This window comes from Thermofilaceae archaeon (assembly GCA_038731975.1).
In the GTDB taxonomy this organism is placed as follows: domain Archaea; phylum Thermoproteota; class Thermoprotei; order Thermofilales; family Thermofilaceae; genus JANXEW01.
Genome location: JAVYQJ010000001.1, coordinates 169,776 through 193,034 on the forward strand (window position 1 = coordinate 169,776; position 23,259 = coordinate 193,034).

The 23,259-nt window shown below is 51.0% G+C and carries 24 protein-coding genes and 2 tRNA genes; 14 read left to right on the plus strand and 12 right to left on the minus strand.

Annotated features, from left to right (window positions below; translation table 11 throughout):
* The first annotated feature begins 6 nt into the window (after nt 1–6).
* The 4 genes from QXF46_01020 (at nt 7) to QXF46_01035 (ending at nt 3,021) form a co-directional block, all read left to right on the plus strand.
* Nucleotides 7–210, plus strand: coding sequence for a hypothetical protein (locus QXF46_01020; GenBank protein MEM0225444.1), 204 nt, complete (start codon nt 7–9; stop codon nt 208–210).
* Nucleotides 194–2,602, plus strand: coding sequence for an SMC family ATPase (locus QXF46_01025; GenBank protein MEM0225445.1), 2,409 nt, complete (start codon nt 194–196; stop codon nt 2,600–2,602). The genes QXF46_01020 and QXF46_01025 overlap by 17 nt, the downstream gene beginning before the upstream one ends.
* Nucleotides 2,603–2,653: 51 nt before the next feature.
* Nucleotides 2,654–2,866 carry a 50S ribosomal protein L24e gene (locus QXF46_01030; protein MEM0225446.1) on the plus strand — a complete coding sequence of 71 codons (213 nt, stop codon included), beginning with the start codon at nt 2,654–2,656 and terminating at the stop codon, nt 2,864–2,866.
* Nucleotides 2,867–2,906: 40 nt separating this feature from the next.
* Nucleotides 2,907–3,021: transfer RNA gene (locus QXF46_01035), tRNA-Asp, on the plus strand.
* 95 nt (nt 3,022–3,116) lie between these two features.
* Here the strand turns inward: QXF46_01035 and QXF46_01040 are convergent.
* The 3 genes from QXF46_01040 to QXF46_01050 all read right to left on the minus strand — a co-directional run bounded on the left by QXF46_01040 (nt 3,117) and on the right by QXF46_01050 (nt 6,039).
* Complete coding sequence (locus QXF46_01040) at nt 3,117–4,109, minus strand: ribose 1,5-bisphosphate isomerase (GenBank protein MEM0225447.1); 993 nt, start codon at nt 4,107–4,109, stop codon at nt 3,117–3,119.
* Complete coding sequence (locus QXF46_01045) at nt 4,106–5,080, minus strand: hypothetical protein (GenBank protein MEM0225448.1); 975 nt, start codon at nt 5,078–5,080, stop codon at nt 4,106–4,108. The genes QXF46_01040 and QXF46_01045 overlap by 4 nt, the downstream gene beginning before the upstream one ends.
* A gap of 188 nt (nt 5,081–5,268) precedes the next feature.
* Nucleotides 5,269–6,039 carry a tRNA (adenine-N1)-methyltransferase gene (locus QXF46_01050; GenBank protein ID MEM0225449.1) on the minus strand — a complete coding sequence of 257 codons (771 nt, stop codon included), beginning with the start codon at nt 6,037–6,039 and terminating at the stop codon, nt 5,269–5,271.
* 140 nt (nt 6,040–6,179) lie between these two features.
* Between QXF46_01050 and rpl7ae the strand changes: the two genes are divergently transcribed.
* The 7 genes from rpl7ae (at nt 6,180) to QXF46_01085 (ending at nt 13,361) form a co-directional block, all read left to right on the plus strand.
* Nucleotides 6,180–6,572 (plus strand): 50S ribosomal protein L7Ae, encoded by a 393-nt coding sequence (gene rpl7ae, locus QXF46_01055; protein ID MEM0225450.1) that lies wholly within the window; start codon nt 6,180–6,182, stop codon nt 6,570–6,572.
* Between the two features lie 55 nt (nt 6,573–6,627).
* Nucleotides 6,628–6,873, plus strand: a complete 246-nt coding sequence (locus tag QXF46_01060) for a 30S ribosomal protein S28e (GenBank protein MEM0225451.1) — start codon at nt 6,628–6,630, stop codon at nt 6,871–6,873.
* A gap of 116 nt (nt 6,874–6,989) precedes the next feature.
* Nucleotides 6,990–7,544: a hypothetical protein gene (locus tag QXF46_01065; GenBank protein ID MEM0225452.1), complete on the plus strand. Its 555-nt coding sequence runs from the start codon at nt 6,990–6,992 to the stop codon at nt 7,542–7,544.
* Nucleotides 7,537–9,633 (plus strand): minichromosome maintenance protein MCM, encoded by a 2,097-nt coding sequence (locus QXF46_01070; protein MEM0225453.1) that lies wholly within the window; start codon nt 7,537–7,539, stop codon nt 9,631–9,633. Before QXF46_01065 ends, QXF46_01070 begins: the two co-directional genes overlap by 8 nt.
* 4 nt (nt 9,634–9,637) lie before the next feature.
* Nucleotides 9,638–11,824 carry a DEAD/DEAH box helicase gene (locus QXF46_01075; protein ID MEM0225454.1) on the plus strand — a complete coding sequence of 729 codons (2,187 nt, stop codon included), beginning with the start codon at nt 9,638–9,640 and terminating at the stop codon, nt 11,822–11,824.
* A 25-nt stretch (nt 11,825–11,849) separates the two neighbouring features.
* Complete coding sequence (locus tag QXF46_01080; protein MEM0225455.1) at nt 11,850–12,815, plus strand: DNA cytosine methyltransferase; 966 nt, start codon at nt 11,850–11,852, stop codon at nt 12,813–12,815.
* A 36-nt stretch (nt 12,816–12,851) separates the two neighbouring features.
* Nucleotides 12,852–13,361, plus strand: coding sequence for a RecB-family nuclease (locus QXF46_01085; GenBank protein ID MEM0225456.1), 510 nt, complete (start codon nt 12,852–12,854; stop codon nt 13,359–13,361).
* 31 nt (nt 13,362–13,392) lie between these two features.
* Here QXF46_01085 and QXF46_01090 read toward each other — a convergent pair whose 3' ends face one another.
* On the minus strand, nt 13,393–14,028 hold the full coding sequence (locus QXF46_01090) for an AAA family ATPase (protein MEM0225457.1): 636 nt from the start codon (nt 14,026–14,028) through the stop codon (nt 13,393–13,395).
* A 58-nt stretch (nt 14,029–14,086) separates the two neighbouring features.
* Here QXF46_01090 and QXF46_01095 point away from each other — a divergent pair, with 58 nt between their 5' ends.
* Nucleotides 14,087–15,115 (plus strand): Gfo/Idh/MocA family oxidoreductase, encoded by a 1,029-nt coding sequence (locus tag QXF46_01095; GenBank protein MEM0225458.1) that lies wholly within the window; start codon nt 14,087–14,089, stop codon nt 15,113–15,115.
* Nucleotides 15,116–15,124: 9 nt separating this feature from the next.
* Here QXF46_01095 and QXF46_01100 read toward each other — a convergent pair whose 3' ends face one another.
* From QXF46_01100 to QXF46_01115, 4 genes are read right to left on the minus strand one after another with little or no spacing between them, the layout of a single operon-like run.
* Complete coding sequence (locus QXF46_01100) at nt 15,125–16,336, minus strand: hypothetical protein (protein ID MEM0225459.1); 1,212 nt, start codon at nt 16,334–16,336, stop codon at nt 15,125–15,127.
* On the minus strand, nt 16,309–17,214 hold the full coding sequence (locus tag QXF46_01105) for a helix-turn-helix domain-containing protein (GenBank protein MEM0225460.1): 906 nt from the start codon (nt 17,212–17,214) through the stop codon (nt 16,309–16,311). The genes QXF46_01100 and QXF46_01105 overlap by 28 nt, the downstream gene beginning before the upstream one ends.
* 38 nt (nt 17,215–17,252) lie before the next feature.
* Entirely contained in the window at nt 17,253–17,957 is a 705-nt protein-coding gene (locus QXF46_01110) for a fibrillarin-like rRNA/tRNA 2'-O-methyltransferase (protein MEM0225461.1), read from the minus strand.
* A 9-nt stretch (nt 17,958–17,966) separates the two neighbouring features.
* Nucleotides 17,967–19,181 carry a C/D box methylation guide ribonucleoprotein complex aNOP56 subunit gene (locus tag QXF46_01115; protein MEM0225462.1) on the minus strand — a complete coding sequence of 405 codons (1,215 nt, stop codon included), beginning with the start codon at nt 19,179–19,181 and terminating at the stop codon, nt 17,967–17,969.
* Between the two features lie 110 nt (nt 19,182–19,291).
* Here QXF46_01115 and pyrH point away from each other — a divergent pair, with 110 nt between their 5' ends.
* Complete coding sequence (pyrH, locus tag QXF46_01120) at nt 19,292–19,981, plus strand: UMP kinase (protein MEM0225463.1); 690 nt, start codon at nt 19,292–19,294, stop codon at nt 19,979–19,981.
* 145 nt (nt 19,982–20,126) lie between these two features.
* Here pyrH and QXF46_01125 read toward each other — a convergent pair.
* Nucleotides 20,127–20,226 (minus strand) — tRNA-Gly (locus tag QXF46_01125).
* A gap of 147 nt (nt 20,227–20,373) precedes the next feature.
* On the opposite strand from QXF46_01125, the gene QXF46_01130 reads away from it, so the two are divergent.
* Entirely contained in the window at nt 20,374–20,739 is a 366-nt protein-coding gene (locus tag QXF46_01130; GenBank protein ID MEM0225464.1) for a hypothetical protein, read from the plus strand.
* 257 nt (nt 20,740–20,996) lie between these two features.
* On the opposite strand, the gene QXF46_01135 is transcribed toward QXF46_01130, so the two are convergent.
* From QXF46_01135 to QXF46_01145, 3 genes are read right to left on the minus strand one after another with little or no spacing between them, the layout of a single operon-like run.
* On the minus strand, nt 20,997–21,869 hold the full coding sequence (locus tag QXF46_01135; GenBank protein ID MEM0225465.1) for a methyltransferase domain-containing protein: 873 nt from the start codon (nt 21,867–21,869) through the stop codon (nt 20,997–20,999).
* Complete coding sequence (locus QXF46_01140; GenBank protein MEM0225466.1) at nt 21,870–22,352, minus strand: transcriptional regulator; 483 nt, start codon at nt 22,350–22,352, stop codon at nt 21,870–21,872.
* Nucleotides 22,349–23,140: a KaiC domain-containing protein gene (locus tag QXF46_01145; GenBank protein ID MEM0225467.1), complete on the minus strand. Its 792-nt coding sequence runs from the start codon at nt 23,138–23,140 to the stop codon at nt 22,349–22,351. Before QXF46_01145 ends, QXF46_01140 begins: the two co-directional genes overlap by 4 nt.
* Nucleotides 23,141–23,259: the final 119 nt, after the last annotated feature.

Here is a 23,259-nt window from a genome sequence, read left to right on the forward strand (position 1 = left end):
TAGCGCATGGTTGAAAGAAGAGGGTCGACGGGGGTCACTATTTACGATGAGCTCCTCCGTTTACTAAGAGACGTATTAAGAGAGAGCCCTGAGACCTATGAGCTTGCTGAAAAACTGGTGAAGGCCTACAGGGATCAGGGCCCTCGAGGCATCAGAGAGGAGATTAGAAAATTGGTTGCTGAGGTGTTGAATGGTGCCACTGAGGCTTAAGAGCTTAGAAGCTGAGGGTTTCAGAGCCTTTGACCGTAGGATTTCTATCGAGTTCAGTGATGATCTCACGGTTATTTTCGGCCCTCCTGGGGCTGGTAAAACTTCGCTTGTCAGAGCCTTAGAATTCGCTCTTTTCGGAATGATTCGAGAACTACCCACGAGAAACCTCAGGAAAGAGGATCTAATCAATGACTTCTGCGAAGAAGCGAAAGTTCGAGTGGTTCTCACAGATGGAAGCACGGACATAAGCATAACAAGAACGCTTAATAGAACTGGACTAACGACCCTCGTCGTTACTGTTGGTAACAACGAGTTTCGCGATGACGTAGCAGAGAAGTACCTACAGTCGAAGCTTAGCTGCCCATTCGACGAGTTCGTAACCGAGTATTCGCTAGGCTACCAGGAGCTATACACGCTTCTTCACGCTCCACCAGCTGAGCAAGGAAGGCTGTTCGATGTGCTTCTCGGGATCAGCGAGCTAGAAAAACTCCAGAGAGAGATCAGTTTGAAGGATGTTAAAGACGCGTTAAAGAGTATAGAGGAGGAGGAGCGCAAATTAGGAGGCGAATCGATTCTCGAAGAGCTACCGAGGTTGAAAAGCAGGTACGCGGAACTGATCAAAAGAAGGGATGAGTTACAGGCGGAGCTGGATAGGCTAGAAGTGAAAAGGAGGCTGCTGGAAGAGGAATACAGCGCGCTCCAAGCTTGCAGCAAAGAAGTGGAGAAGCTTCGATTAGAGGCTGAAAAACTTAGAGAACAATTGAAAGTCCTAGAGAGCGAGAAGCCAGTCAAGTTTATCGAAGTCGACCAGAGCTATATCCTTGAATTGGCAGGAAACTTAAAAAACGACCTATGTAGCCTGCTTGAAGAATGTTTTCTCGGAGAAGAGGCAAAGTTAATCCGTGATTACGAAGTATCGATAAGTAATATCACATCTTTTGTTGAAATGTTCAAACGTTTGGTAACAAAGGTTAACGAAGAATGCATTTTGCAATTAAACTATGATATTCAGAATATCAGAAATAGAATAAATTACATGGAGAGTTATATAAGAAAACTGGAAGATGATTTAGGGGAAATAGAATCTGAAATTGAAAAAATGAAAAGCTCTCAAATAGAATATGAAAAAATAAAGGAAAAATATGGTGACATTCCAACATTGGCTAAAAAAATAGCACAACTCGAAGTTAAACTAAAGGCTCTTCAACGAGAAGAAGGCAGATCATTATGCATACACGCGATACAGAAGGAGGTAATGGAAAGCCTAAAAAATCGGAATTATGTCAAATGCCCAGTATGTGGGAATCAAGTCACTAGTTTTAGCTCGCTTCCTGAAGCAACCCCACCCGAGAGTACGAGTCTTCAGCGTGAAAGGATAGAGAGATCCTTATCCGAGCTGAAAGATGCTGAGCGGAGGCTAAGAGAGCTCGAATACAGTCTTAGACTGTTATCGAATTACGAAAAGAGGAGAAGCGAGTTAGAGAGTGAGCTGGAAAGGGCATTGGATGAGCTGAGAGAATTAAGACTGAACTTGGACGAGCTCGAAGAGCGTATGAGCATATTGAAAAACAAATTAATAGAATTGACAAAAGGTTATAATCAACTAGAAAATCTTTACAGGAGTCTTCGATACTTTGAGCTTAGGGAAATGTTGAGGAAAATTGAGAACCGGTTGAGAGAGCTGGGATATGATGAAGAAAGAGTGCGAAAAATTACTGAGGACATCGTCAAAGTCAAAGAAGCCATATCTGCGAACAGGGAGTTGCTAAAGGAACTCGAGCGTCAAGAAGGCGAAATGGCGCGCCGGATAAGGGAATACGAGCTTGCAAGCGCTAAGTTAAAGGAGCTACGCGTCAGGCGGGAGAGGCTCGAGCTGATTTACAACCGCTTAGAACGTATCAAGAGGGCTCTCTCCGATACGCACGTGGCCTTGCGTCGAAGCCTGGCCGAGAAACTCTCGGGTATCGCATCGAGGTTTTTTGTCGAGCTTGATCCTAGCATGCAGTATGATGCGGTGCTCATAAGCGTTGAGAGCCACTGGGCTCAAAGCGGAAGGGGTAGGTATGTTGCATTTGTAAAAAGGCGAACTGACGGGAAGATAGTTCCCGTTGCTACACGCTTAAGCGACGGCCAGAAATCTGTCTTCGCTCTTTCCCTTTTCCTCGCCGCAAGGCTACTTAAGCCTGGGAACTTGGCCTTCCTTGTCTTAGACGATCCGGTTCCGAACGTTGATGAAAGCACCCATGTGTTGCTAGCCAAAGCGCTGCTAAGGTTGAGTCCAGGTGTCCAGGTCATATTGACCACCCAAAGTAGGAGCGTTGCAGAAGAAATCGCGAGGCTGGCGAAGGTCATAGACCTGAGCCAACAGCGTGCATCTAACGAAGCTCACTGAGTAGAATCAAATTTAAAAGACAAAGCTCGCGCAGCTGGGAGGTGCGCTACAATGGTGCGGGTATACACTTGTAGCTTCTGCGGGCACGAGATACGGCCAGGTACAGGCCTATGGTACGTAAGAAACGACGGGGTCATTCTGCGTTTTTGCTCCAGCAAGTGCTTCAAGTATGCAATTAAGTTGCACAGGGACCCCTCCAAGCTTAAATGGACTGGGTTTTATGGCAAAAAGAGCGAGCTCCGAAGAGTGGGCGTACGCGCGTAGAGCACAAAAGGTATTAAAGGCTTGCACAAACACCCTTTCAGCCCCGGTCGTATAGTCTGGCCCAGTAACCCACATAAGCTGGATTGCCGGCCTGTCGAGCCGGAGAGCGGGGAGCCGCACGGAAAACCCGGGTTCAAATCCCGGCCGGGGCGCCATTTCTTTCCGGTACTCCTAGATTTATCGTGGATGTTTTAAGTTTTCAAAAAAGTATTAGGAAAGGGCTGAATGAGTACATCAGACCTTCGGTTTTTCAGTCAGTAGAGTAGAGAGGCAAGCCCTCTTCAAGATCTATCGTTACTTTCGTTAGCTCCTCTGCCACTTCTGCCCCGTAATCTTCTAGGAGTATAAGTGCTGCCGCTTTCGGCGGTATGATCCCTCGCTCGGTGATAATTGCGTCTATGTATTCAGGTGGCGTAACATCAAAGGCTGGGTTACGAACCTTAAGATTGGTATACTTCGACAGAATGTGCGTGGGTAAAACCTCGTCTGCCCCTCTTTCCTCTATCTCTACCAGTTCTCCGAGAATAGTTGCTGGGCTGAATTTGTATGTTTCAGTGGCCACGTAGAGCTTGACTCCTGCTTCATACGCAGCGAGAGCGATCAGCGACGTCCCGATCTTGTTCACCACGGCACCGTTAGCAGTAACTGTGTCAGCACCGACCACAACTTTGTCGACATCCCTGATGAAGTATCTCACGGCCGAATCCGGGATGAGAGTGGTGGGGACTCCCGCGTCAACCAACTCTCGATAACTCAGCAATCCCTGGAACTTGGGGCGCGTCTCTGTAGCGTAGGCTACGATATTTTTCCCCTTTCTGTACGCCGTCTTTATGACCGATAGAGCCGCCGAACTGTTGCAATGCGTCAAAACAACGTCACCATCTTCGATGAGACGAGAGCCGATCTCCCCTATGATTCTAACCGCATTCAGGGACGATACTATGAAGCTGTCTGCTGCTTTTACCGCCATTTCAACCCCTTCCTCGCAGCTGCTCGCTCTGCGGACCTTGTTCATCACGTATCTAACCGCGTTATGGAGGGATACCGCGGTGGGTCTAGTAGAGGTTAGTATCTGAGCATTATGCCTCATGTACGTCAAATAGTCGTCGAGGGATGACCCCTTGTACTCTAGCGCAGCTATCTTCATCGCGTAAGCAGCTGCTCTCGCGATCCTACCCGCTCCTCTCACACGCATGTCTTTGATTAACTGCGCTATCTTTAGGACTTTAGGCGATGCTTTCACCCCCCTGCCACCTCCACCAACTTTTCTAGGCGGGAGATCAGATCGTGAGCTTCGGTAGGCCATCCATATAGTTCGCGCACGAGTAGGATCACTGCCTCTGGAGCCACCACGCCTTTCTCAGTAACTATGGCGTCAACGTACCGGGGTGGTGTTACGTCGAAAAGTGGGTAGCACACGTTTAGATCCCTCCTTTTTTCGAGCCCCGGTAAGAGGCTCACATCTCTCATCACAGGGAGTTTCACAAGCTCCCCGAAGATCGTCTCTGCAGAGAACTTGTGCGTCGTGGTAAGCACGAAGGTTCTAACTCGAGCCTCATTAGCGGCGAGAGCGATCAACGATGTTCCCACTTTGTTCACGACAGCGCCGTTAGCCGCTATTGCTTCAGCTCCTGTTACTACCAAGTCCACTTCCTTCATGAAGTGCCTTACCGACGAGTCCACGATAAGCTCGGTTTCGATGCCCATCTCACTCAACTCTTGCGCCAATCGAATGCCCTCACCACCGGGCCTTGATTCAGTGACGAAAGCGCGTACTCGCTTTCCCTCCGATTTCAGCCGGGAAAAGAGCATCTTTACTACTCTGCTGTAAGAGCAGGTTAACAGAGATGCGTTCTCACGCACGCGCCGGGCGCCAAGCGCAGCAGCCAGGCTTATCGCATTTTCTATCTCTCTTCTCACAGCACTAACCCCCTCTTCAACCATCTTTGTCACCTCGCTCTTCGAAGCCCCCGTCCTCACGCCGCTCTCAATGTAGTCCAGCATTCTCTTCATCGCGTTGAACAGCATTATCGAAGTTGGCCTCCTATCAGTGACGTACTTTAACGCCGCCAGCAAATCCTCGAGAGCCTCCCGCGTACTGGAAGCTTGCTCAAATACCTCTTGTACCGCGTGAAGAGCACGAAATGTCGCATCTGTCGAGCTATAGATCCTGAACTCTCCAATGTCTAGGAAAGCCTCATGTATTCGTGACATCAGAGGGTACTTGTAGATTCACGTCCTTAAAACCATTTCTACGGTAACGGGATATTGTTCAAAGGAGCGTTTACAGCTGCTGCATTACGTTTGGGTAGATGACAAAAAGTTTGGTGAAACGTCAGTTGGAGTACTGAAGTAAAGAGCTTGCTGCAGAGGCTTAGCAACGATCTAAATAAGTCCTTCAGCTATGGCTTGCGGGCAAAAACTATGTAACCGGTATGACCGATCATGCGAATTTCGGGTCTAGTTTCACCCCGTTTAACCTTAAAGTTCCTTAACAGTAGTTCGACGGTTTCAACCATTATGAAACCCTTTGCAATGGCTTCGTCCACGACTCTCTCCACCTGGTTAATTGTTGGCAGGAAGCATGTGAGCGTACCGCCACAGCGGAGCGCGCGGTGGGCATGCTCTATCACATGCCACGGGTCTGCCATATCGAGGATCACTGCGTCAACCTCTTTCTCCTCGATACCCTCCCTGATATCCTTCTCTTTTATGACGACGTAGTCCAGGAGGCCCACGGTTGCTAGGTTCTTACGCGCGATATCGATGAACTCGCGCCTGACTTCATAAGTGTACACCGTACCTGTTGGACGTACAAAATGTGCTAAGAGAGCCGTTAGGCATCCAGAACCGGTACCTGCTTCAACGACGCGCGAACCAGGACCAATTCCACATCGTAAAATAATCAGAGCGGCATCCTTGGGGTAGATTACTTGGGTACGCCGTGTGAAACCGCGGTAGACGATATCCAGTAGAGTGGGACGAACGAGCCTGAGACGGACTCCCAGATGCGTTGTCACCTCTTCTCCATACTGCCTTCCGATGATCTCCTCAGAATCGATAATCCCCTCGTTGAAGCTGAAGCGCTTCCCTTTTGATGCCCTTACGAGGTAACTACGCTTTGCTCCGCTGAGAAGCACAAAATCCCCTTCCTTAACCAGACAGACGTCCACGGGACTGAGGAGAGGGGCGCAGTTATTTTCTTACCTTAGGGTGCTGGTACTTTAGGTAATATTGCCTGCTACTCTTAGAAGAGTTTAAAAGGAGAGGAGCTGCACCCCATTTGAAAGATGAGCGATGAGGGGTGAGCGATATGTCGGGTGAGAAGCCGTTTTACGTGAGGTTTGAAGTTCCACCAGAACTGGCTGAGAAAGCTTACGAAGCTATTCGCATGGCAGCGGAGCGCGGAGGAGTGATTAAGAAGGGAACCAATGAAACAACAAAAGCTGTTGAAAGAGGTCTTGCTAAGCTAGTATTGATCGCAGAGGATGTTGATCCCCCGGAGATTGTAGCACATCTACCGCTTCTTTGCGAGGAAAAGGGAGTACCCTATGTATACGTTCCATCGAAAGCCAAGCTTGGAGCTGCATGTGGGCTTCGGGTAGCAGCTGCATCCGCGTGCATAATTGAGCCAGGCGAAGCGGCCGCCCTTATGAACGAGGTAATTAAAGCCGTCAACGAAATAAAAAGTAAAAAGACTGCTTAGGCAGAGCTGAAATCGCTACCGAAATACTGATAAAGCTTTCTCTTGGGTGTGTGGTATGAGCTCAAAGCAAAAATACGCTCAGCCGGCTGACCTTTGGAGTGACGCTACTCCAGCGGAGGTAATCCAGATTGTAGGCAGGACAGGGGTGACCGGAGAGGTAACGCAAGTCAGGGTTAGAGTACTCGAGGGGCCCGATAAAGGGAGAATACTTACTAGAAATGTAAAAGGCCCGGTTAGGCTGGGCGATATAGTTCTCCTGCGAGAGACAGAGCGTGAGGCTAGGAAGATTACAGCGAGGTAAGTTCGTCGTAGTAATAGCATAACTCTACTTCAGTACTTTCAACGCATTATCAACGTAAGTTCTTTCAATACTTCATAGCAAGGGGATAACACTCACTACAGTGAGAGAGACAGACCATGGTCGCCAGCGAATTATCAAAAACTTTGGTCATGGCGGATGCGCAGGTCCCAGTCGTGGTGGTAAGTGATGCTAAAGTACCCGTTAAAACCAGCTCGGGAGAGCAGTTGCTGAGAAAGGGCGCGCGCCTAGATCTTTCGCTGCGCGAAGCGCTTCCTCTCATAAAAAAGGGGGTGCTCGCGCTCGACCCTGAGAGACTCTACAGCTGGCAGGAACTCAACAAAATACGATGGATAGAAAGCAGAGATCTCTCAGCTCCCCAACAGCTAGCTGGTGATTTCTATCTAAAGGCTCGATTGACTGTGCAACTCTTAGAGAAGAGCTCTGAGGGGAGCAAAAAGGCAGATGCTGCCAAAGCCATGCTGGTAGACATCGTGAGGCTTCGACTACAGAAAATCCTAAGAGCTGTTCTGGTTAACCCGGAGTTTAGCAGAGATTTTGCTGAGAGATTGACGATAGAGGAGCGTGCTCTCTACGCGTGCCTCTGCAAGGTGGTGAGCGATTGGTATTCCTCGATGAAGCAGTTTTTGGAAAGGGGTGATCCGCTTGGTTGAAAGCTTAACCATCGTTGAAGGAGTTAACTTGTCAGAGAGGTTCGCGGAGTTCTTCCGTTCGTTTAAGGATGAAAAGGGTGATTACAAGTACAGGGCTCGAATAGCTAGGATGGCCCTTGAAGGGAGTTTGTCGCTAATCGTTGACTTCGACGATCTCCTCTCGTTTGACCCCTCACTAGCTGAAAGGCTTGTAGAGAACCCGCGTCTGACAATCAAAGCCGCGGTTGATGGCTTAAAGGAGGTGATGAAGGTTGAAAACGCTGAGTACTTAACGCGCGTAACTGATCTCTTCGTTAGGATTCGTAGGTTACCCGAGAGCCTTAAAGTACCGATCAGGAAGGCCAGGGCTACCCATCTTGGCAAGCTAATCGCCATAGAGGGGATAGTGACCAAGCTCTCCCCTGTCAAGCAACTTCTCTTGGAGGCCGTGTACCGCTGTAGGGAGTGCGGTGAGGAGGTCACTATAGTTCAAACCGGCGAAAAGCTCGAAAAACCGGTTCAGTGCCCGAGCTGCGCGGCCAGTGGTCAGAAAAGAGGAAGTTTTGAATTGGTTCTAGAGAAGTGCAAGTTTATTGACTGGCAAAGGTTCGTGCTGCAGGAGAGACCTGAAGAGCTTCCTTCAGGGCAACTTCCCCGTTCTATCGAGGTAGTGGCTTCTCATGATTTAGTGGACATCGTCAGGCCGGGAGATCGCGCTATTGTAACCGGTATTCTGGCCGTGGCTCCTGAACGAGGTTTAAAAGGTCAACCTCCGATCTTCCAGATGTACCTAGAGGCGAATAACGTAGAAGTCGCATCGAAGGAAGACCTTGACGTGGAGATTACACCAGAGGATGAGAAAAGGATTCTGGAATTATCGAGGCGGAGCGACATCCGCGACCTCATCGTGAACTCCATTGCCCCTTCAATCTATGGTTACAAAGAGGTGAAGAAGGCCATCGCGCTTCTTCTATTCGGCGGCGTCCCGAAACTGCACCCCGACGGTGTTAGAGTGAGGGGGGATATCCACATACTACTGATCGGTGATCCTGGGACTGCGAAATCTCAGCTCCTGAGGTATGTGGCGTCGATCGCCCCGCGAGGCATATACACGAGTGGGAAAGGGTCCACCGCTGCTGGACTGACGGCGGCGGTCGTGAGAGAGAAAGCGTCGGGCGACTTCTACCTGGAGGCGGGCGCGCTAGTGATAGCAGACGGCGGTATCGCGTGTATCGACGAGTTCGACAAGATGGACCCCAAGGATAGGGTCAGCATTCACGAAGCGATGGAGCAGCAGACCGTTAGCATTGCTAAGGCCGGCATCGTCGCCACCCTTAATGCGCGAGCATCCGTTCTTGCAGCCGCAAATCCCGCCTTTGGCCGCTACTTGCACGGGAGACCGGTGACGGAGAACATAGACCTTCCGCCCACGATTCTCTCACGCTTTGACCTAATTTTCGTGATCACGGATGTACCAAATGCGGAGCGGGATAGAGCTTTGGCGGAGTACGTGCTGGACTTTCACAGGCAGCACTATCCAGAATCTCTCGAGTATGTCCTTCCAAGAGACCTACTAAGGAAGTACATAGCGTACGCGAGGAGGTACGTCAAGCCCAGGCTGACGGATGAGGCGAAATCGAAGGTGATTAGCTTCTACGTGGAGATGCGGTCGAAAAGCCAAGGGGCAGATTCTCCCATTGCGATCACGCCGAGGCAGCTCGAGGCATTGATTAGGCTGGCTGAAGCTCACGCGAAGATGGCTTTGAGCGACGTTGTTACAGAGAAGGATGCGGAAGCAGCTATAGAGCTGATGATGGTGTTCCTGAGGAGTGTCGGATATGATGTGGAAACGAAAACTTTCGACATCGATCTTGTCATGACCGGGCAACCAAAGTCTCAAAGAGATAAGGTTTTGCATGTCATCAAGCTTCTCAGGGAGATGGTCGAGGAGGCGGGAGGAGAGGCTGTAAAGCGCGAAGATTTCATTGCGAGAGCCGTTGAGAAGGGGCTGGAGGAGCAGTTCGTGAGGAAAGTCCTCGAGAGGCTTTACAACAGCGGGGAGATTATAGAGCCAAAGCCAGGCTACATACTGCTCTTGCGCACGGGGTAGATTAATGAGGATTGAGGAGCTCAATTTACCCCCCAGTATCATAGAGGCGCTATCCAAGCAGGGCGTCGTGGAGCTCTTTCCTCCTCAGCAGCTAGCGGTAAGAGCCGGTTTACTTGAAGGTGCGAGCCTTGTTGTCGCCGCTCCTACAGCGTCGGGAAAAACCTTGATAGCCGTGCTGGCGGCTGCAAAGCACTTGACGAGTGAGGCAGGCAAAGTACTTTACCTTACGCCACTCCGCTCGCTCGCTTCCGAGAAGTACGAAGATTTCTCAAGCTTTTTTGAGCCGCTCGGTTTTAAGGTGGCTCTAAGCATCGGCGATTACGACTCTACTGACGAGTGGTTAGGGCGCTACAACGTCATCGTAACGACAAATGAGAAGGCTGACAGTCTGCTGAGGCATCGAGCGCCGTGGCTTAGGGAAGTATCGCTCGTGGTAGCTGATGAAATACACCTGGTCGGGGAAGCGAATCGCGGCCCCACACTCGAGCTTCTTCTTTCCCGCATAAGGAGGGTTGTACCCAACGCGCAATTGCTAGGTTTGAGTGCCACGATAAGAAACGTGGAAGAAATAGCCAATTGGCTGAGCGCAAAGCCTGTGGTATGCGATTGGAGGCCAGTTCCCCTCAAAGAAGGTGTATACTACGACGGTATGATAGAGTTCTCCGATGGGTCGTCGAGGAGCGTTGATTGCAGATTCGAGGAACCACTTCTCGATTTAACTGAAGACACACTCAGAGAAGGGGGACAAGTGTTGATATTCAACTTCAGAAGGCGAGGCGCCGTCAATACGGCTTCCCGACTAGCAGTTCCCGTCGAGAAGTTTCTGAGCAGATCTGAAAGGCAGAGGTTACAAGCGTTGTGCTCCCAGCTCCTCTCACGGGAACGGAATGTAGTGACTGAGAAGCTCGTCTCAGTCATGGCTAGGGGGGTTGCCTTCCATCATGCTGGTTTAAGCCACCCTGTCAGGAAAATGATAGAGGATGCCTTCCGAAGCAATCTTCTGAAGGTCGTTGTAGCTACACCTACGCTTGCAGCCGGCGTCAATCTGCCGGCCAGGCGTGTAATAATAGCGGATAGGCACAGGTACAATGTAGAGCTCGGTGTCTACGAGGAAATCAGCGTGATGGAGTACAAGCAGATGGCTGGGAGAGCTGGTCGGCCAAAATACGACAAGGTCGGCGAGGCAGTACTGATAGCCCGCACTTTAGATGAGGCGGAGTACCTGATGGAAGAGTACGTGAAGGCTCAACCAGAGCGGGTAACGTCTAAACTGTCGTCTGAACGCGCGCTCAGGAGCCAGATCCTAGCGGAAGTGGCCAGCGGTCTGGCGTCAAGCGTGCATGAGTTGAGAAAGACCCTAAGCATTACCCTTTTCGCTGTCCAGGGGGATGTAAACTACCTTCTAAGGCTTGCTGAAAGTGCGCTGAAGGAGCTGAAAAGAGAGGGTTTTGTGGAAGCATCGGACAACAAGCTGGAAGCAACTCCATTAGGGCGTCGTGTGGCCGAGTTATACCTCGATCCTCGCACGGCCAGTCTGGTGATTAAGTACCTCTCAAGTGGCAGGGCTCTATCTGATCTAGCTTACTTGCATCTGCTGGCCCTCACACCCGATATGCCGAAAATGTACCTCAGGAAAGGTGACAGAGAATGGCTTGAAGAGTTTGTAGAGCAGAAAGTATCAGATCTTTTAGTGCCACCACCGGAGGATCCCGATGAGTACGAGATGTTCCTAGCTGAGGTTAAGGTAGCGGCGCTCTTGCTTGAATGGATAGAGGAAAAGCCCGATGACTACCTCTATGATAAGTACGATGTAGGGCCTGGGGACCTCTACGCGATTACACAGACGGCTGAGTGGCTAACTTACGCAGCGTCCGAACTTTCAAAGCTTCTAGGATACATGAATCACTACAAGGAGCTAGCTTTACTCAGGGAGCGGATCAGGCATGGCGTGAAACCAGAGCTTTTGGAGCTTACGAGCATCAAAGGTATTGGACGGGTTAGGGCTCGTGCCCTGTACTCTCGTGGCTACAGGAGCTTGGCCGATATTGCCAGAGCTACGGAGAGCGAACTAGCGGAGGTTCCCGGCATAGGCCCCACTTTAGCGAAGAGGTTGAAAGAGGCCGTGACAAGCGGGAGATTAGTTCTCGAGCAGGATTACGCGGGTCGAGTCGGGCTAGATCAGTACTTTTAAGTTCTGTCTCTGCTCGGTTTGAGATGTGGATAAGCTAAGGGTGGTGGATCTCTTCTGCGGCGCTGGAGGCTTCGCAAGGGGTTTCAAAGACGAGGGATTCGAAATCGCCTTAGGCGTGGACAACGTGGAAGTCGTCGCTAAAACCTTCAAGGCAAACTTTCCGAGTGCTGAGGTCTTAGTCGAAGATGTTGGGAGCCTTAGGAGCGAGGATCTCGCGTCCCTCGTGGGGGACGTTGACGTGGTTATCGGTAGTCCGCCGTGCGAACCTTTCACCGGAGCCAACCCAATGCGTAAGCCTAACCCCATCGATAGGCTATACGAGGATCCTATCGGCAGGCTGGTCCTCCACTTCGTCAGGATAGTGGGCGACTTAAAACCAAGGATTTTCGTGATGGAGAACGTCCCAGCATTGATCGAGGGTCCCCTTCGAGGAGCTCTACGGAAGGAGTTTGCCCGAGTTGGTTACCCAGAGGTTTACTTTAACCTGCTTAAAGCTGAGGATTACGGGACTCCTTCACACAGGCTCAGACTGTTCGTTTCTAACATACGTATTAAGCCGAGCCCGTTACATAAGCGTGTAACAGTAATCGAAGCGATTGGGGACCTCCCCCCGCCGCAGGCCCCGCATAACGTGCAGAATCACGAACTAGTCCCCCTCTCTCCGAGAAAACAGAGGAGGATTGCGAAATTGAAATGGGGCGAAGCGTTAATACGCTACGCAGGTGCAAACGGGAGGATCCTCCTCAATTACGTCCGTTTACACCCGTACCATCTCGCCCCGACAGTAATGGGGTCCTCACGCTTTGTCCATCCCTTCGAGGACAGGCTTTTGACCGTTCGAGAGCAAGCCAGGCTGATGGGTTTCCCGGATGATCACATCTTCCTTGGCAGCCGTGATCTGCAGTTCGATCAGGTGGGTGAAGCGGTCCCTCCACCCTTAAGCAGAGCGATAGCGCGGGAAGTTAAGAAAGCTCTAGAGATGGGAGAGTAAGGCAACTTTAAAGGGAAGCTGATACACAGCTTGCGCGTGGCTGAGCTGTCGGGCGTTGAAGTGCTTCCTGTCCTTCACAACGCCTACTCGCAGCAAAGGGTCGTCGAAGCAGCACGTGTCGTGTACGGGTTGGGGTACCACGTGTTCATCGTCACGAAAGCAAGTGGTAGCGCAGCTCAAGCAGGTGTTCCAGAGGCTCAGAAGCTGGCGTTGAAGATGGGGAGAACCTTCATGTGCCTTCCCGATTTACCCGACGCGATTGAGGTGCTGAAGCCTAATATGGTCCTCTTGTTTGTGCCGAAGAAGTACGCACAGAAGCCCCTTTCGGAAGTCGTTAATACAGCGGCTGGCAGGCTTCTTGCAGTTTTTGGAGGGTCTGACCCCGGTTTATCGAAGAAGGAGCTGGAAATGGGAATTGCTGTGTACCCTGACGGTATTGAGGAAGACGTTGGATCCACGGGAATGGTAGCTATCGCTCTTTATTTGCTCCGCTCGGTATCAAAGCTCCATCATAGGATGATGAGCGAGACTCTACGCCGAATTTAGAGCGAAGCAAGAAAAGCTTCACAACCCTCTGCTACGTTGTTTGCGCATACCCTGCGCCCTCCGTCTTTTCCCTTCGGGTGGAGCTATCAGGGGTTGAGGAACTCAGATCATCCATACGATGGCACTTTCGCAGGATATTAACTAGTACGGATATGCATGCCTCAATGAATCTTTCTTTACTGATTTCCTCATTAACAAGCATGAAATCCGCTAGAGCGATTACCTCACCGATACCGAAGGATAACTCCCTCCTATCCCTTTCAGCGAAATCCTCCCAATGCTTCGGGTCATCACTCCGCCCCCTGCTGGATAGCCGTTGATACCTGGTGATCGGCGAGGAATGAATAGCTACCACGTAGACCCTATCAAAGTGGCGGCGAAAGTACTCCACCTCAGCCAGGCTCCTAACCCCCTCTATCACTACGATCGGTTCGATAGGTACTTGAGCCAAAGTTAACTCCGATACGGCAGCCGGACCCCTCTTCTCCCGCAGCTCCAATGATAGTTGGGCAAGCGTGTCAGCATTAATATCTAACCCTCTGCGAATAGCTTCAGACCTGACAGCATCACCCATGGATACCACAGGGAGACCTAGTTTTGCCGCAGCCTCGGAGAACAGCGTCTTTCCGCTACCTGGCATTCCTGTCACCAGTATTGCGCAGCGCATACGAACTCCTGGCAGTATCATTCATATGCTTTTTAAGAAGTAGTTTTGAAGTCAACTTGTGAAAGTTGCTGTCATTGGCGTCGGCAGATGGGGGGTGAACCACGTCCGCGTTCTAAACGAGATCAAGAAGATGTGTCCGGAGGGGTTAAGCATAGATGAACTCATCGTAGTTGATAAGGATGCCGGGCGGGCAGAGAAGGTTGCCCGCATGTACGGGGCTTCCTGGACGAGTGACCTAGCGGAGCTGCTTAAGATGAAGGTTGACGCCGCCATTGTGGCGGTACCGACAGTGTACCACTACGATGTGGTAATGAAGCTTCTACCGCACATGGATCTACTAGTCGAGAAACCGATTGCGGCCGACCTTAAAGAGGCCGAAGAAATGGGTAAGGTGGCTGAGAGGGAGGGCAGGCTTCTAGCGGTGGGGCACATAGAGCGCTTCAACCCCGTGGTTATGGCACTGAAGGAGCAACTGATGAAGGAGGAAGACGAGATTGTTCACATATCAGCGCAGAGAATCGGCCCTGGTCCACCCAGTGGTTACACGTCGAATTTGGGTGCGGCCCACGATCTTCTCATCCACGATGTCGATGTAGCGTGCTACCTCCTGGGGGCTACGCCCGAGTGGGTTATTGCTAGAGCTTACTGGGACGAGGTTACAGGGTTAGAGGTAGATATTTCGGCGTTCTTCTCGTTCGATAGCGTAAACGTGACCGGCGATTTTAGAGCAAGCTGGAGGAGCGGATCCAACTTCAAGAGGCGTATTTTAAGCGTACAGCTGCGGGACAAGCTCTACGAGGTTGACTACATCCTGCAAACCATGACGATGGAGAAAGGCCTTGTCGAGCACCGCTCCATAGGGGAGTACAGCCATCTTGTCTCGGCCTATACATCGAAGGTTAGAGAAAGTTGGAGTCTTCTAGGCGTAAAGAGAGAACCCCTTCTTTTGGAGGTCATGAACTTCCTACAGTGTGTCTTATGGAGAGAAAAGCCGATCGTTAGCTGGGAGGATGGATACAGGGCGCTAAAGTGCGTGATTGCTGCACTCGAGTCGGCGAGAACGGGGAAGGCCGTGAGAATCGAATAACAGACTTTTTCAGCCACGAAAGTAGTTAGCCAGCTCGTAAAGCTGGATACCTATCCGAAAACCCTTTGCATCAAAGTGGGTTGGAGAGAAATCGACACCTAGCTTTCCAGCAATCTCCGCGATCCTCTCGAGTGAGGGTTCATCCCCTAGGCCCGCCAGCTTAGCTAAACTAGTTGAAGTTGAATACAGGGCAGGCTTGCCTGCCTCTACAGCTATCAGCTTCGCAATACGCAGGCCGGCGCTGCTAAGGTAGCTTCTCTCGCTATAGCGCTCGAGCACGTTCAGAGCGAAGCTCGGGTTCCATAAATCACCCGTCCACAGAGGTCCTCCAATCGTAAGAGGCGAACCGCAATTTGGGCATGAGCGCTCTGGGGGCGAATAACTGGTGAGCGATCTGTAGAAGCATTTGTAGCAATAAATGGCTCCTCCTAACAGATCCAAGAACTTTTTAGCTAAACTTTTACTTCTTTTTACTATGAAAGCTATTCTTAGAGAGTGGTTCGCGAGGAACGCATAGATAGGCTCTGCTGCGAGGCCTAACTTAGCCGCTTCACGTACTACAAAAGCCGCCAGAATACGAGCCCCCACCTCCTTCGAGAACTCGGTTCTCATAGGTGTCGAAAAGTACTTCCTCTTGCATGAGCCTGGCGCAACGCCGAAGAGTGGGGCGAGATCCGTGGCTGTAACCAGTAGGAGGCCATTGTGTTTAAGCGCGAGTAAACCGCTCTCAACAAAAGGTGCCGGTGAACCGAAGGGGTCTATGTCAACAACGTCGAATTTTTCGCTTTTTTCTGCAAATTCAAGTAGTAAAGCCCTAGCTTCTCTGTTAAATACTCTAACCTTATTATCCAGTTTGTTTCGAGTAACATTCTGGACTTCCAGCTCATACGCAAGCGCGCTCTTATCATTTATTAAGACTTCTTCTATCTCTTCAATCTCGGCAGCGTAGCGTAGACCTCGAACGCCCGTAGCGCTTAAGGGTTCACACACCCTGATCTTACTGCGCCCAGAGGCCTTTGCAAACGCGGATACAATGGCCACGCTCAAATCACGTGAAATCCTCATACGGGGGTTATAGAAAACGGGGGCCCAAGCTGGCTCTATCCTGGCTGAGCTACTGGAGTAGTACTCAAGGTCGGGTGCAAGGATTCTGACGAGCCCCTCATCGATTTCGATGAGCCTGATGTTGCCAGTCATAGAGAGAAAGGTTCCCTTAAGCATTCCTCCAGTTCCTCAGCACGGGCTTCCACTACCTGTCTGCCGACCACTCTAACTTTATCCCCTGTGACGAACAGCGCGTAAGATTTGCAAAGCTTTGCCACTTCCAGTGTGAACTGCTCTTCAAACTCTTCCTCTTCGTAGCTTTTCCTTATGACAAGCTTTGTGCTTGCAATCCCCTTTTCTCTTTTTGCTGCTAGCTGAAACGGGGCTCTCTCGATTGCTAGCCCAACAAACCCTGCTGAAAGAAGCTTACCGTGGATCCTCCTTAACGTGGGATCGCGTATCCTGCCAGTGGGGGTCTGCTCAGAAACTCTGCTCTTCTTGAAATGCTCCCTTATTCCGTTCAGCGATAATTGCTCGAAGGCTTCTTCACCAAACACGCGCAGCATCTTTTTTGCCACTTCGACTGTTACATCTGAGCGCCCCGTCTCGTATTCGTAGACCATCCTCCTTGTTACTCCCAGAAGGAGCGAAAGATCGCCTAGCGACATTCCTTGTTCAAGCCTGCGCTTTCTGATGTACTCGCCCCTCACCTTTACGTACACCCCCCCTCGACTGATGTAGACGAATGGCGGCTTAGCATCGCTGGTCAACTTAAGTAGGGTGGGAGCTGTTATCGAAGGAACCCCTTCAAATGTAACAAGTACATCATCGGGAGCCCCCTCCTCGCAAACAAACAGCGGTGTTAAGTCGAGGGGTATCGATATTCTCTTCAAGTCTGTGACGTACTTCTTGATCTCCTCGATCCCCGGTCTCTCTAAAACTTTGATGGCGAAAGCGTTCTCGCCCTTAACCGCGATCATGTCAAATGAGTATGTGCTACCCTCTTCCCCAACGACTTCGAACCCTGAAGCCTTCAGCTTCTCTTCCAGCCCCACAGCTCTGTGCCACTATAATCTGAGGAGGGTTAATGTTTTTAGCGGTAACGTGCTACTACGAACGCGTGCGCAATATCGTAGGGCTCTAAGTGAACAACATCGACGATCTCGAACCCCCTCTCTTCGAGATGGTTGATTTCTCTCTTGTAAGTTTCAGAGGGTTCTTTAGTAACGTCTATGCTCATTGCCTTAATCGCCTGAATAACATAGCCGCCGGGCTTCAGGAAATACTCGGCGTTGTCTGCCACGATTTTACTCTGAAAGGGTTGGGCTATATCGGCATATATCACGTCAACCATCTCAGTCACTATTGAAGCGTACCTGTGCGGGAATCGCGCGTCAGCTAGTATTGGGATTACGTTCCTCCTGTAGGCGGCTACCCGTTCGATGAACTCTCTCATGACTCTGGGGGCGAATTCTACCCCGTAGAGAATTCCCTCCTCTCCAATGATGTCAGAAACGTGGCTGGGGGTTGTACCTGCAGCCGTTCCGAGGTAGAGCACTTTAGTGCCAGCCCTAATCGGTACGAGCTTAATTCCTTTCAGGATCGCGCCGGCAAGCTTGCTCCTGTACGGGTTCCACACGCGGAATTCGCGTCCACCGATTTTCACAAGCTGCTCACCGTATACTCTGACACCTGGCGCTAAGTTTACTGTCGCAAGCTTGCTTGAACCATCCTCAAACTCAACCCAGTAAACTTGCTCAACGCTTTCGTGAGCTCTGTAACCGACCGTAGCTACCATATCACCACCTCACTTTCTCCTCCGTTCACCAGGCTTTTTCTCTTTTCGCGCCTCCTTCGGCGGTGCTACTCGCTTAGGCGGTTTAGCGTAGAGTGTCTTTATCTCTTGTATCCTTTTTTCCAACTGATCCCTCAACTCGTCAGCTTTGTACTCACCAGTGAAAGCATCGATTCTCGCAGCTATAGCTAGCTTTGCGGCGAGCGCCCGCGCTATCTTACCCCTCTGCCACTTCGGGGATCTGTGGATTGACGGGTATTGGAAAATCACGCCGTGCTTCGGTGGTTTACCACCGGTCCTTAAAGCGCGGAAGAGGGCTTTTTCAGCACCCAGAACTTGGATCGTGCTGGCGGGTAACGTAGCTAACTTCTGTAGTCCACCCGCGAGCGCGATGAGGCGGGCCCCAAGCAACGAGCCCACCAACCCGCGGATGTTTGGTGCGACTTCCATCATGGCCTCATCAATGTATTTCTCGAGTTTCCTCCTTATTTCGAACAGCTCGAGAGTCACATCGGACAATAGCCTTATGGCGTTAAGATCGAAATCGGTTAGGTCGGCTCCCATGCTGGCCCTGGCCGAGTCAATCACCTTTTTAGCGACATCCTGCTTGAAACCTAGTTTTACTAGATCCTCGTATCTCATTCTCTCTCTGCTACCAATCCTCGATACGAGCTTCACGTAGTCTTCATGCTCCTCCAGCAGCTCATCAAGCTCGGGGAAGTGTAGACCGTACCACTCTCTTACTCGTGAGGCAAAGAGGTTTAGGGTCTTATTGATGTCGTCGAGAGCCGAGATGGCCTGCGCTATGAAGAGGTCCCTCTTCTCTGCGGCCTTCTTAACCTTCCTTCGTGTTAAAGCGATAGAGACCTTATACACCAGCTCGCTGTACGTAGCCTTGTCTAAACGAAACTCCGTAAGGTACTCTGTAAGACGTTCCCTAAATCTCCTGGTAACTGCATTGTTTGGTTCCACTCTCACGGTGGCTTTCAACACCTCGCTCAGCCTTTGAGCTTGATCAGGGTCTTCTACAACAAGCTCGCTCACCCCCAGTTCACCAGTCCTCTTTAGCAGTGCCTCGAGCGTCGGTGGGATACCACCTTCTTCGATTGCGAGGAGCTCTTCTGCTGCAGCGTCAGGATCTTCCGGGAGCCTCTCGAAGGTTAGAACTTTTCCACTTTCATCCAGTAAAGCAAAGACAGCAGGGGTGCAAACGAGGTAGCCTCGCATCACCTATCGCCTGCGCTAGTGTGCCAGCCTATGTTTTTAAACTTGCTTTTTAGCCGATCTTCCCCAGCTGCTGAATCCTTAATAAGGTAGTATCGTGAAGCCACTTCGGTATGTTCCGAAGCGCTGTGGTAAAACTGGGGGGTCACGTCCTCTTCGATGGAGCGGAGCTTAACCTAGAGTACCTTCGCGGCCTTAAGGAAGCTCTGAATGGGGCTCTTCAGCTCTACGATTGTATAGCCGTTACTGTTGGCGGCGGTGAAATCGCCCGCAAGTACATTGGCTGGGGTCGAAGCCTAGGGTTGAACGAGTCAACCCTCGATGTCATTGGACTCAGATTGGCAGCGGTCAATGCTGCGTTATTATGGGCCTACTTTCATAACGTCGCGCCCCCTCAAATACCCTCCTCCCTGCACGAAGCTGTGGCAGCGCTACCAGTTTGGAAGGTGATTTTTGTCGGTGGGCTCCAGCCAGCACAGTCAACAACGACAGTAGCTGCTCTCCTAGCTGAGGCTTTAAACGCGGAGAAGCTAGTTATTGCTACCGACGTGGACGGTGTATACGACGATGACCCTAAGAGGAACCCCCATGCGAGAAGGTTCGACGAGGTTGCTGTGAGCGACATCGAGAGGATTTTTACCGGGAATCTCGTGGCCGGCGGGTATCGTCTCCTAGACCCTATGACTCTCTCGATCATAAGGAGAAGCAAAGTTAACACTTTTGTTATATCAGGTAAACCTCCAAGCAATATCTTACGTGCATTAAGGGGAGAACGTATTGGCACCAGAATAATTCCATATTGAGGACTAGATTTAAAGGCGTCTTTACTCCGCCTTCTTACCGACATTACGGCTCGCTTTCATGCTCCCGCGTTTCGACCATCATCCTACAAACATGGGTTAATCTTCAGCATTATTTTTCCTTGATTTGGAGACGGCTACGTGAGAATGGTGCGGCCGCCGGGATTTGAACCCGGGTCGTCCGTGCGGCTGATGCCGCGCTCCGGCGCGGAGGGCCGGCGCCCTAGTCCAGACTAGGCGACGGCCGCTCATATCAGGGTACCGTCTAGAGCTTAAATGGGTTACTATGCAGGGGGCTCTCTATGGTTTCTATACACGCGAGCTTTTTAAAGAGCTGTGCAGGAGCATTCCGAATGCGGAGAGTTCACTTGTACAGACCCCCCACGGGAGTTGCGGTGCTTGAGGTTGGTAAAGATCGAGCTGTCACGATGATAGACCTATTTATAGCTGGCATAAAAGTCATCGATCATGCTAAAGCTTATAAGAAATATGAAAGGCAGTTTCAAGTTATAAGTAATACACTTAAAATGTTAGGTTTCAATCCTGAAAAATTCTATGAAGAAAGATTGCTCCTCAAATTTAAGGGAAGGACAATCCTATGTTCCTTGTACAGTAGTGGATCACCACAAATCGTAAAGTATGCAGCATTAGCGACATTCTCGCCTGGCGCGTTATCAAGAGTGGTGCGGAGAATCGAGAGCTGTGGATGGAAAAGGAAAGTGATGCTCGAGCTTAAGTCAAGGAAAACAGCCCGCACGTAGTTGGTCCCAACTTTTGTCCTTGGAAGATCATGGAGCCAACCGCGCTTTAGGGCGGCAGCTTACTCGCCCACTTCCCGACGCCTTTGGGGGGCTGCCTCACGATAGTACTTCAGTTGAAGGGAGGCTGGCCCGAAAGCCTGCATAGCCCCAGTCGTCGAGCGAGCCGGGATGCGGAGCACTTTACTATTTCTTCACCTTTTATTCCCCTTTCCTAGATTGGCTCTTTAGCATGTGTGCAGCATTGATTCGCTCCGCCGTTATACTGACTGAGCTACCACGCCGTATCCTTTCACAATTTCTATCGTTTCGAATCCGGCCGCTCTTAATCTACGTACAACACCCGCTTGTATGTTCAACCCCCGATGCTTTCCCGGCCAACCTGTGTAGTGGAAGACTCTAGCCCCTTTTTTCAGCACTCGGCGCAATCTTCTGTAGAATTCGAGGCTGTAAAGTTCTCCGGCGAGAGAGAACCGTGGTGGATCGTGGACGGCGGCGTCGAAAAAGTTCTCAGGTAGCTCTTCAAGGACCTCGAAAGCGTCTCCGAGAATTATCGTTATGCTGGGGCTAGCAAGTAGGTGGCTCCAGGGGTTAAATTCTGCAATCTGAAGCACAGCAGGGTCCTTCTCAATCGTGACAACGGTTGCGCCGCGAAGCGCCGCGTGGGACGCGGTGTACCCTAAGCCCGTGCAAATATCGAGAACGACGCTTCCGCTTCGCACTCTCAACTTGTCGACCTTGCGCTTTGCATCACTCCACGGATCGGTATTCTCAATGTTATGCATGTGTATCCCAGATATTTCGAGCGTGGGCGCTTTACCTTCACCCACATTTCTGAGTTTGTAGTAACGCCCCTCGTGGAAGAATGCGACCTTCTCAAGGCCCTCCTTCGACAGGAAGAACACGTGTGTTGCATCCCCCGCGGCGGCCGCTTTTTCCATCTCCTCGAGAGGTACCGAGAAAGAGCCCAGCCTCACTTCGTCCCCCTCGATCGCGGCTTCGATTAAACTTTTACCAAGGTTGACGCTCTGGGTGAGACGCCTCTCTCCTCTTCTAAGAAGTATCCCCTTGATCTCTTCTAAGCTTAACGCGTATCCGAGCCTAGGACAGTAAACAAAGCAGTTCAGCGGCATTCAGGATAGCTCCCTTACTAGCTCTTCAGCAAGCTTTCGAGCTCTACTCAGCTTCTCCTCCAAAGCCTTCTTCGCAGCCTCTAAGCTTCTCACGGTAGATTCAAGCTCGGCTACTCGACGCTCGAGTTCTGGGCTAGTCTTTGATAGATGGCTGGGTATTTCGAGTTTTACACCGTCCCGCAGGAACTTCTGGTAGGTTTCCTCAATGAGCTTAGCAGCCTCCGTTTTCCCGGTTAGGTGCCTCCGAATCGTAGCTTCGCTTCGACCTAAATCCTCAGCGATCTGCTCCACAGTCATGCCAGCCCTAGATCTTGCCAGAGCTCCCGCGGCTACCGCGAGGCTATCGATCCAAGTCAACCTCTCCGTGCTTTCCCTGATCTTTTGTAGCACATCCTCGCGAAGGAGCGTGGCCACGATCAGCGCAGTCTCTAGCTTGTGTATGTCCGTACGCGACACCGGTTTAAGAGGGATTTCCTCGCTCATTCTCCCTCCACCTCGAAGGTGCGACCCCTCCATTTAAGCACTTTATTAGGATAGACTATGATGCCCTTATCGGTTATTTCGAACATATGGCGGCGCATGCTGTGCGAGGTGCCCCTCATCTTCCAAACAATCAAGCTCCTTTTCAATTCCCCGTCTACTTCGTCGAGATCGAGGCGTACGATACCGTCGGCGGCGTGCTCCACGCCGGGGCCACCGAACCCCCTCTCCCCAACGCTGACCTGAGACACTAAAATAGACGTACAACCGAGACCCGACAAGACCCTCTTCAAGGTCATTACGACAGAGCGTGCTACAGCGGGCTTCGTCAGGTAGAGTGTTGTGACGGAGTCTATGACTACCCGCTGCGCTTTGAGATCCTTGATAGCGTCTCTAACTACATCAATGAAGGAGGGGATGTCGTCTACGCTCTTCACTACATACTTCTCACGCTTGGCGTACTCGCCTACGCCCCCCGTGAACGCATCGACGATAGCGAAGAGCCCCTCCGCCTCGTACTTGCGCACGTCCCAGCCGAAATTCATCATGTTCGCGATTATCTGCGCAGGATGCTCTTCAAGCGCTACTAATACACCAGGCTCCCCCTTCGTTAAACCATAGTAGAGGAACTGCTGGCCGAAAATGCTTTTTCCCGTTCCCGGCCCCCCAGAGAGCAGAACAACATTGCGAAAGGGTATTCCGCCGTTTAGAATCTCGTCTAAGCCCGGGATACCCGATTCAACTCTCCGGATTCGCCTCTCCGGTTTAGGGGTCTCCTCCTCGAACGCCATCTGGTCAAAGAGAAGGATGCTCTTTTTATCCCTACCTTTAAGGTGAGATGAAGTGTGAGGTTTGGGCTCATGGGCAAGCAGGCACAAGATATTTTAGAACGAATGCAACGAGCGTACGT

What these genes read in the sequence shown, in the direction of transcription:
- QXF46_01020 (MEM0225444.1), top strand. Translation starts at nt 7, where the DNA reads ATGGTTGAAAGAAGAGGGTCGACGGGGGTCACTATTTACGATGAGCTC.
- QXF46_01030 (MEM0225446.1), top strand. Translation starts at nt 2,654, where the DNA reads ATGGTGCGGGTATACACTTGTAGCTTCTGCGGGCACGAGATACGGCCA.
- QXF46_01045 (MEM0225448.1), bottom strand. Translation starts at nt 5,080, where the DNA reads ATGTCACGAATACATGAGGCTTTCCTAGACATTGGAGAGTTCAGGATC.
- rpl7ae (MEM0225450.1), top strand. Translation starts at nt 6,180, where the DNA reads ATGTCGGGTGAGAAGCCGTTTTACGTGAGGTTTGAAGTTCCACCAGAA.
- QXF46_01060 (MEM0225451.1), top strand. Translation starts at nt 6,628, where the DNA reads ATGAGCTCAAAGCAAAAATACGCTCAGCCGGCTGACCTTTGGAGTGAC.
- QXF46_01065 (MEM0225452.1), top strand. Translation starts at nt 6,990, where the DNA reads ATGGTCGCCAGCGAATTATCAAAAACTTTGGTCATGGCGGATGCGCAG.
- QXF46_01075 (MEM0225454.1), top strand. Translation starts at nt 9,638, where the DNA reads ATGAGGATTGAGGAGCTCAATTTACCCCCCAGTATCATAGAGGCGCTA.
- QXF46_01090 (MEM0225457.1), bottom strand. Translation starts at nt 14,028, where the DNA reads ATGCGCTGCGCAATACTGGTGACAGGAATGCCAGGTAGCGGAAAGACG.
- QXF46_01100 (MEM0225459.1), bottom strand. Translation starts at nt 16,336, where the DNA reads ATGCTTAAGGGAACCTTTCTCTCTATGACTGGCAACATCAGGCTCATC.
- QXF46_01110 (MEM0225461.1), bottom strand. Translation starts at nt 17,957, where the DNA reads ATGGTAGCTACGGTCGGTTACAGAGCTCACGAAAGCGTTGAGCAAGTT.
- QXF46_01115 (MEM0225462.1), bottom strand. Translation starts at nt 19,181, where the DNA reads ATGCGAGGCTACCTCGTTTGCACCCCTGCTGTCTTTGCTTTACTGGAT.
- pyrH (MEM0225463.1), top strand. Translation starts at nt 19,292, where the DNA reads ATGTTCCGAAGCGCTGTGGTAAAACTGGGGGGTCACGTCCTCTTCGAT.
- QXF46_01135 (MEM0225465.1), bottom strand. Translation starts at nt 21,869, where the DNA reads ATGCCGCTGAACTGCTTTGTTTACTGTCCTAGGCTCGGATACGCGTTA.
- QXF46_01140 (MEM0225466.1), bottom strand. Translation starts at nt 22,352, where the DNA reads ATGAGCGAGGAAATCCCTCTTAAACCGGTGTCGCGTACGGACATACAC.
- QXF46_01145 (MEM0225467.1), bottom strand. Translation starts at nt 23,140, where the DNA reads ATGGCGTTCGAGGAGGAGACCCCTAAACCGGAGAGGCGAATCCGGAGA.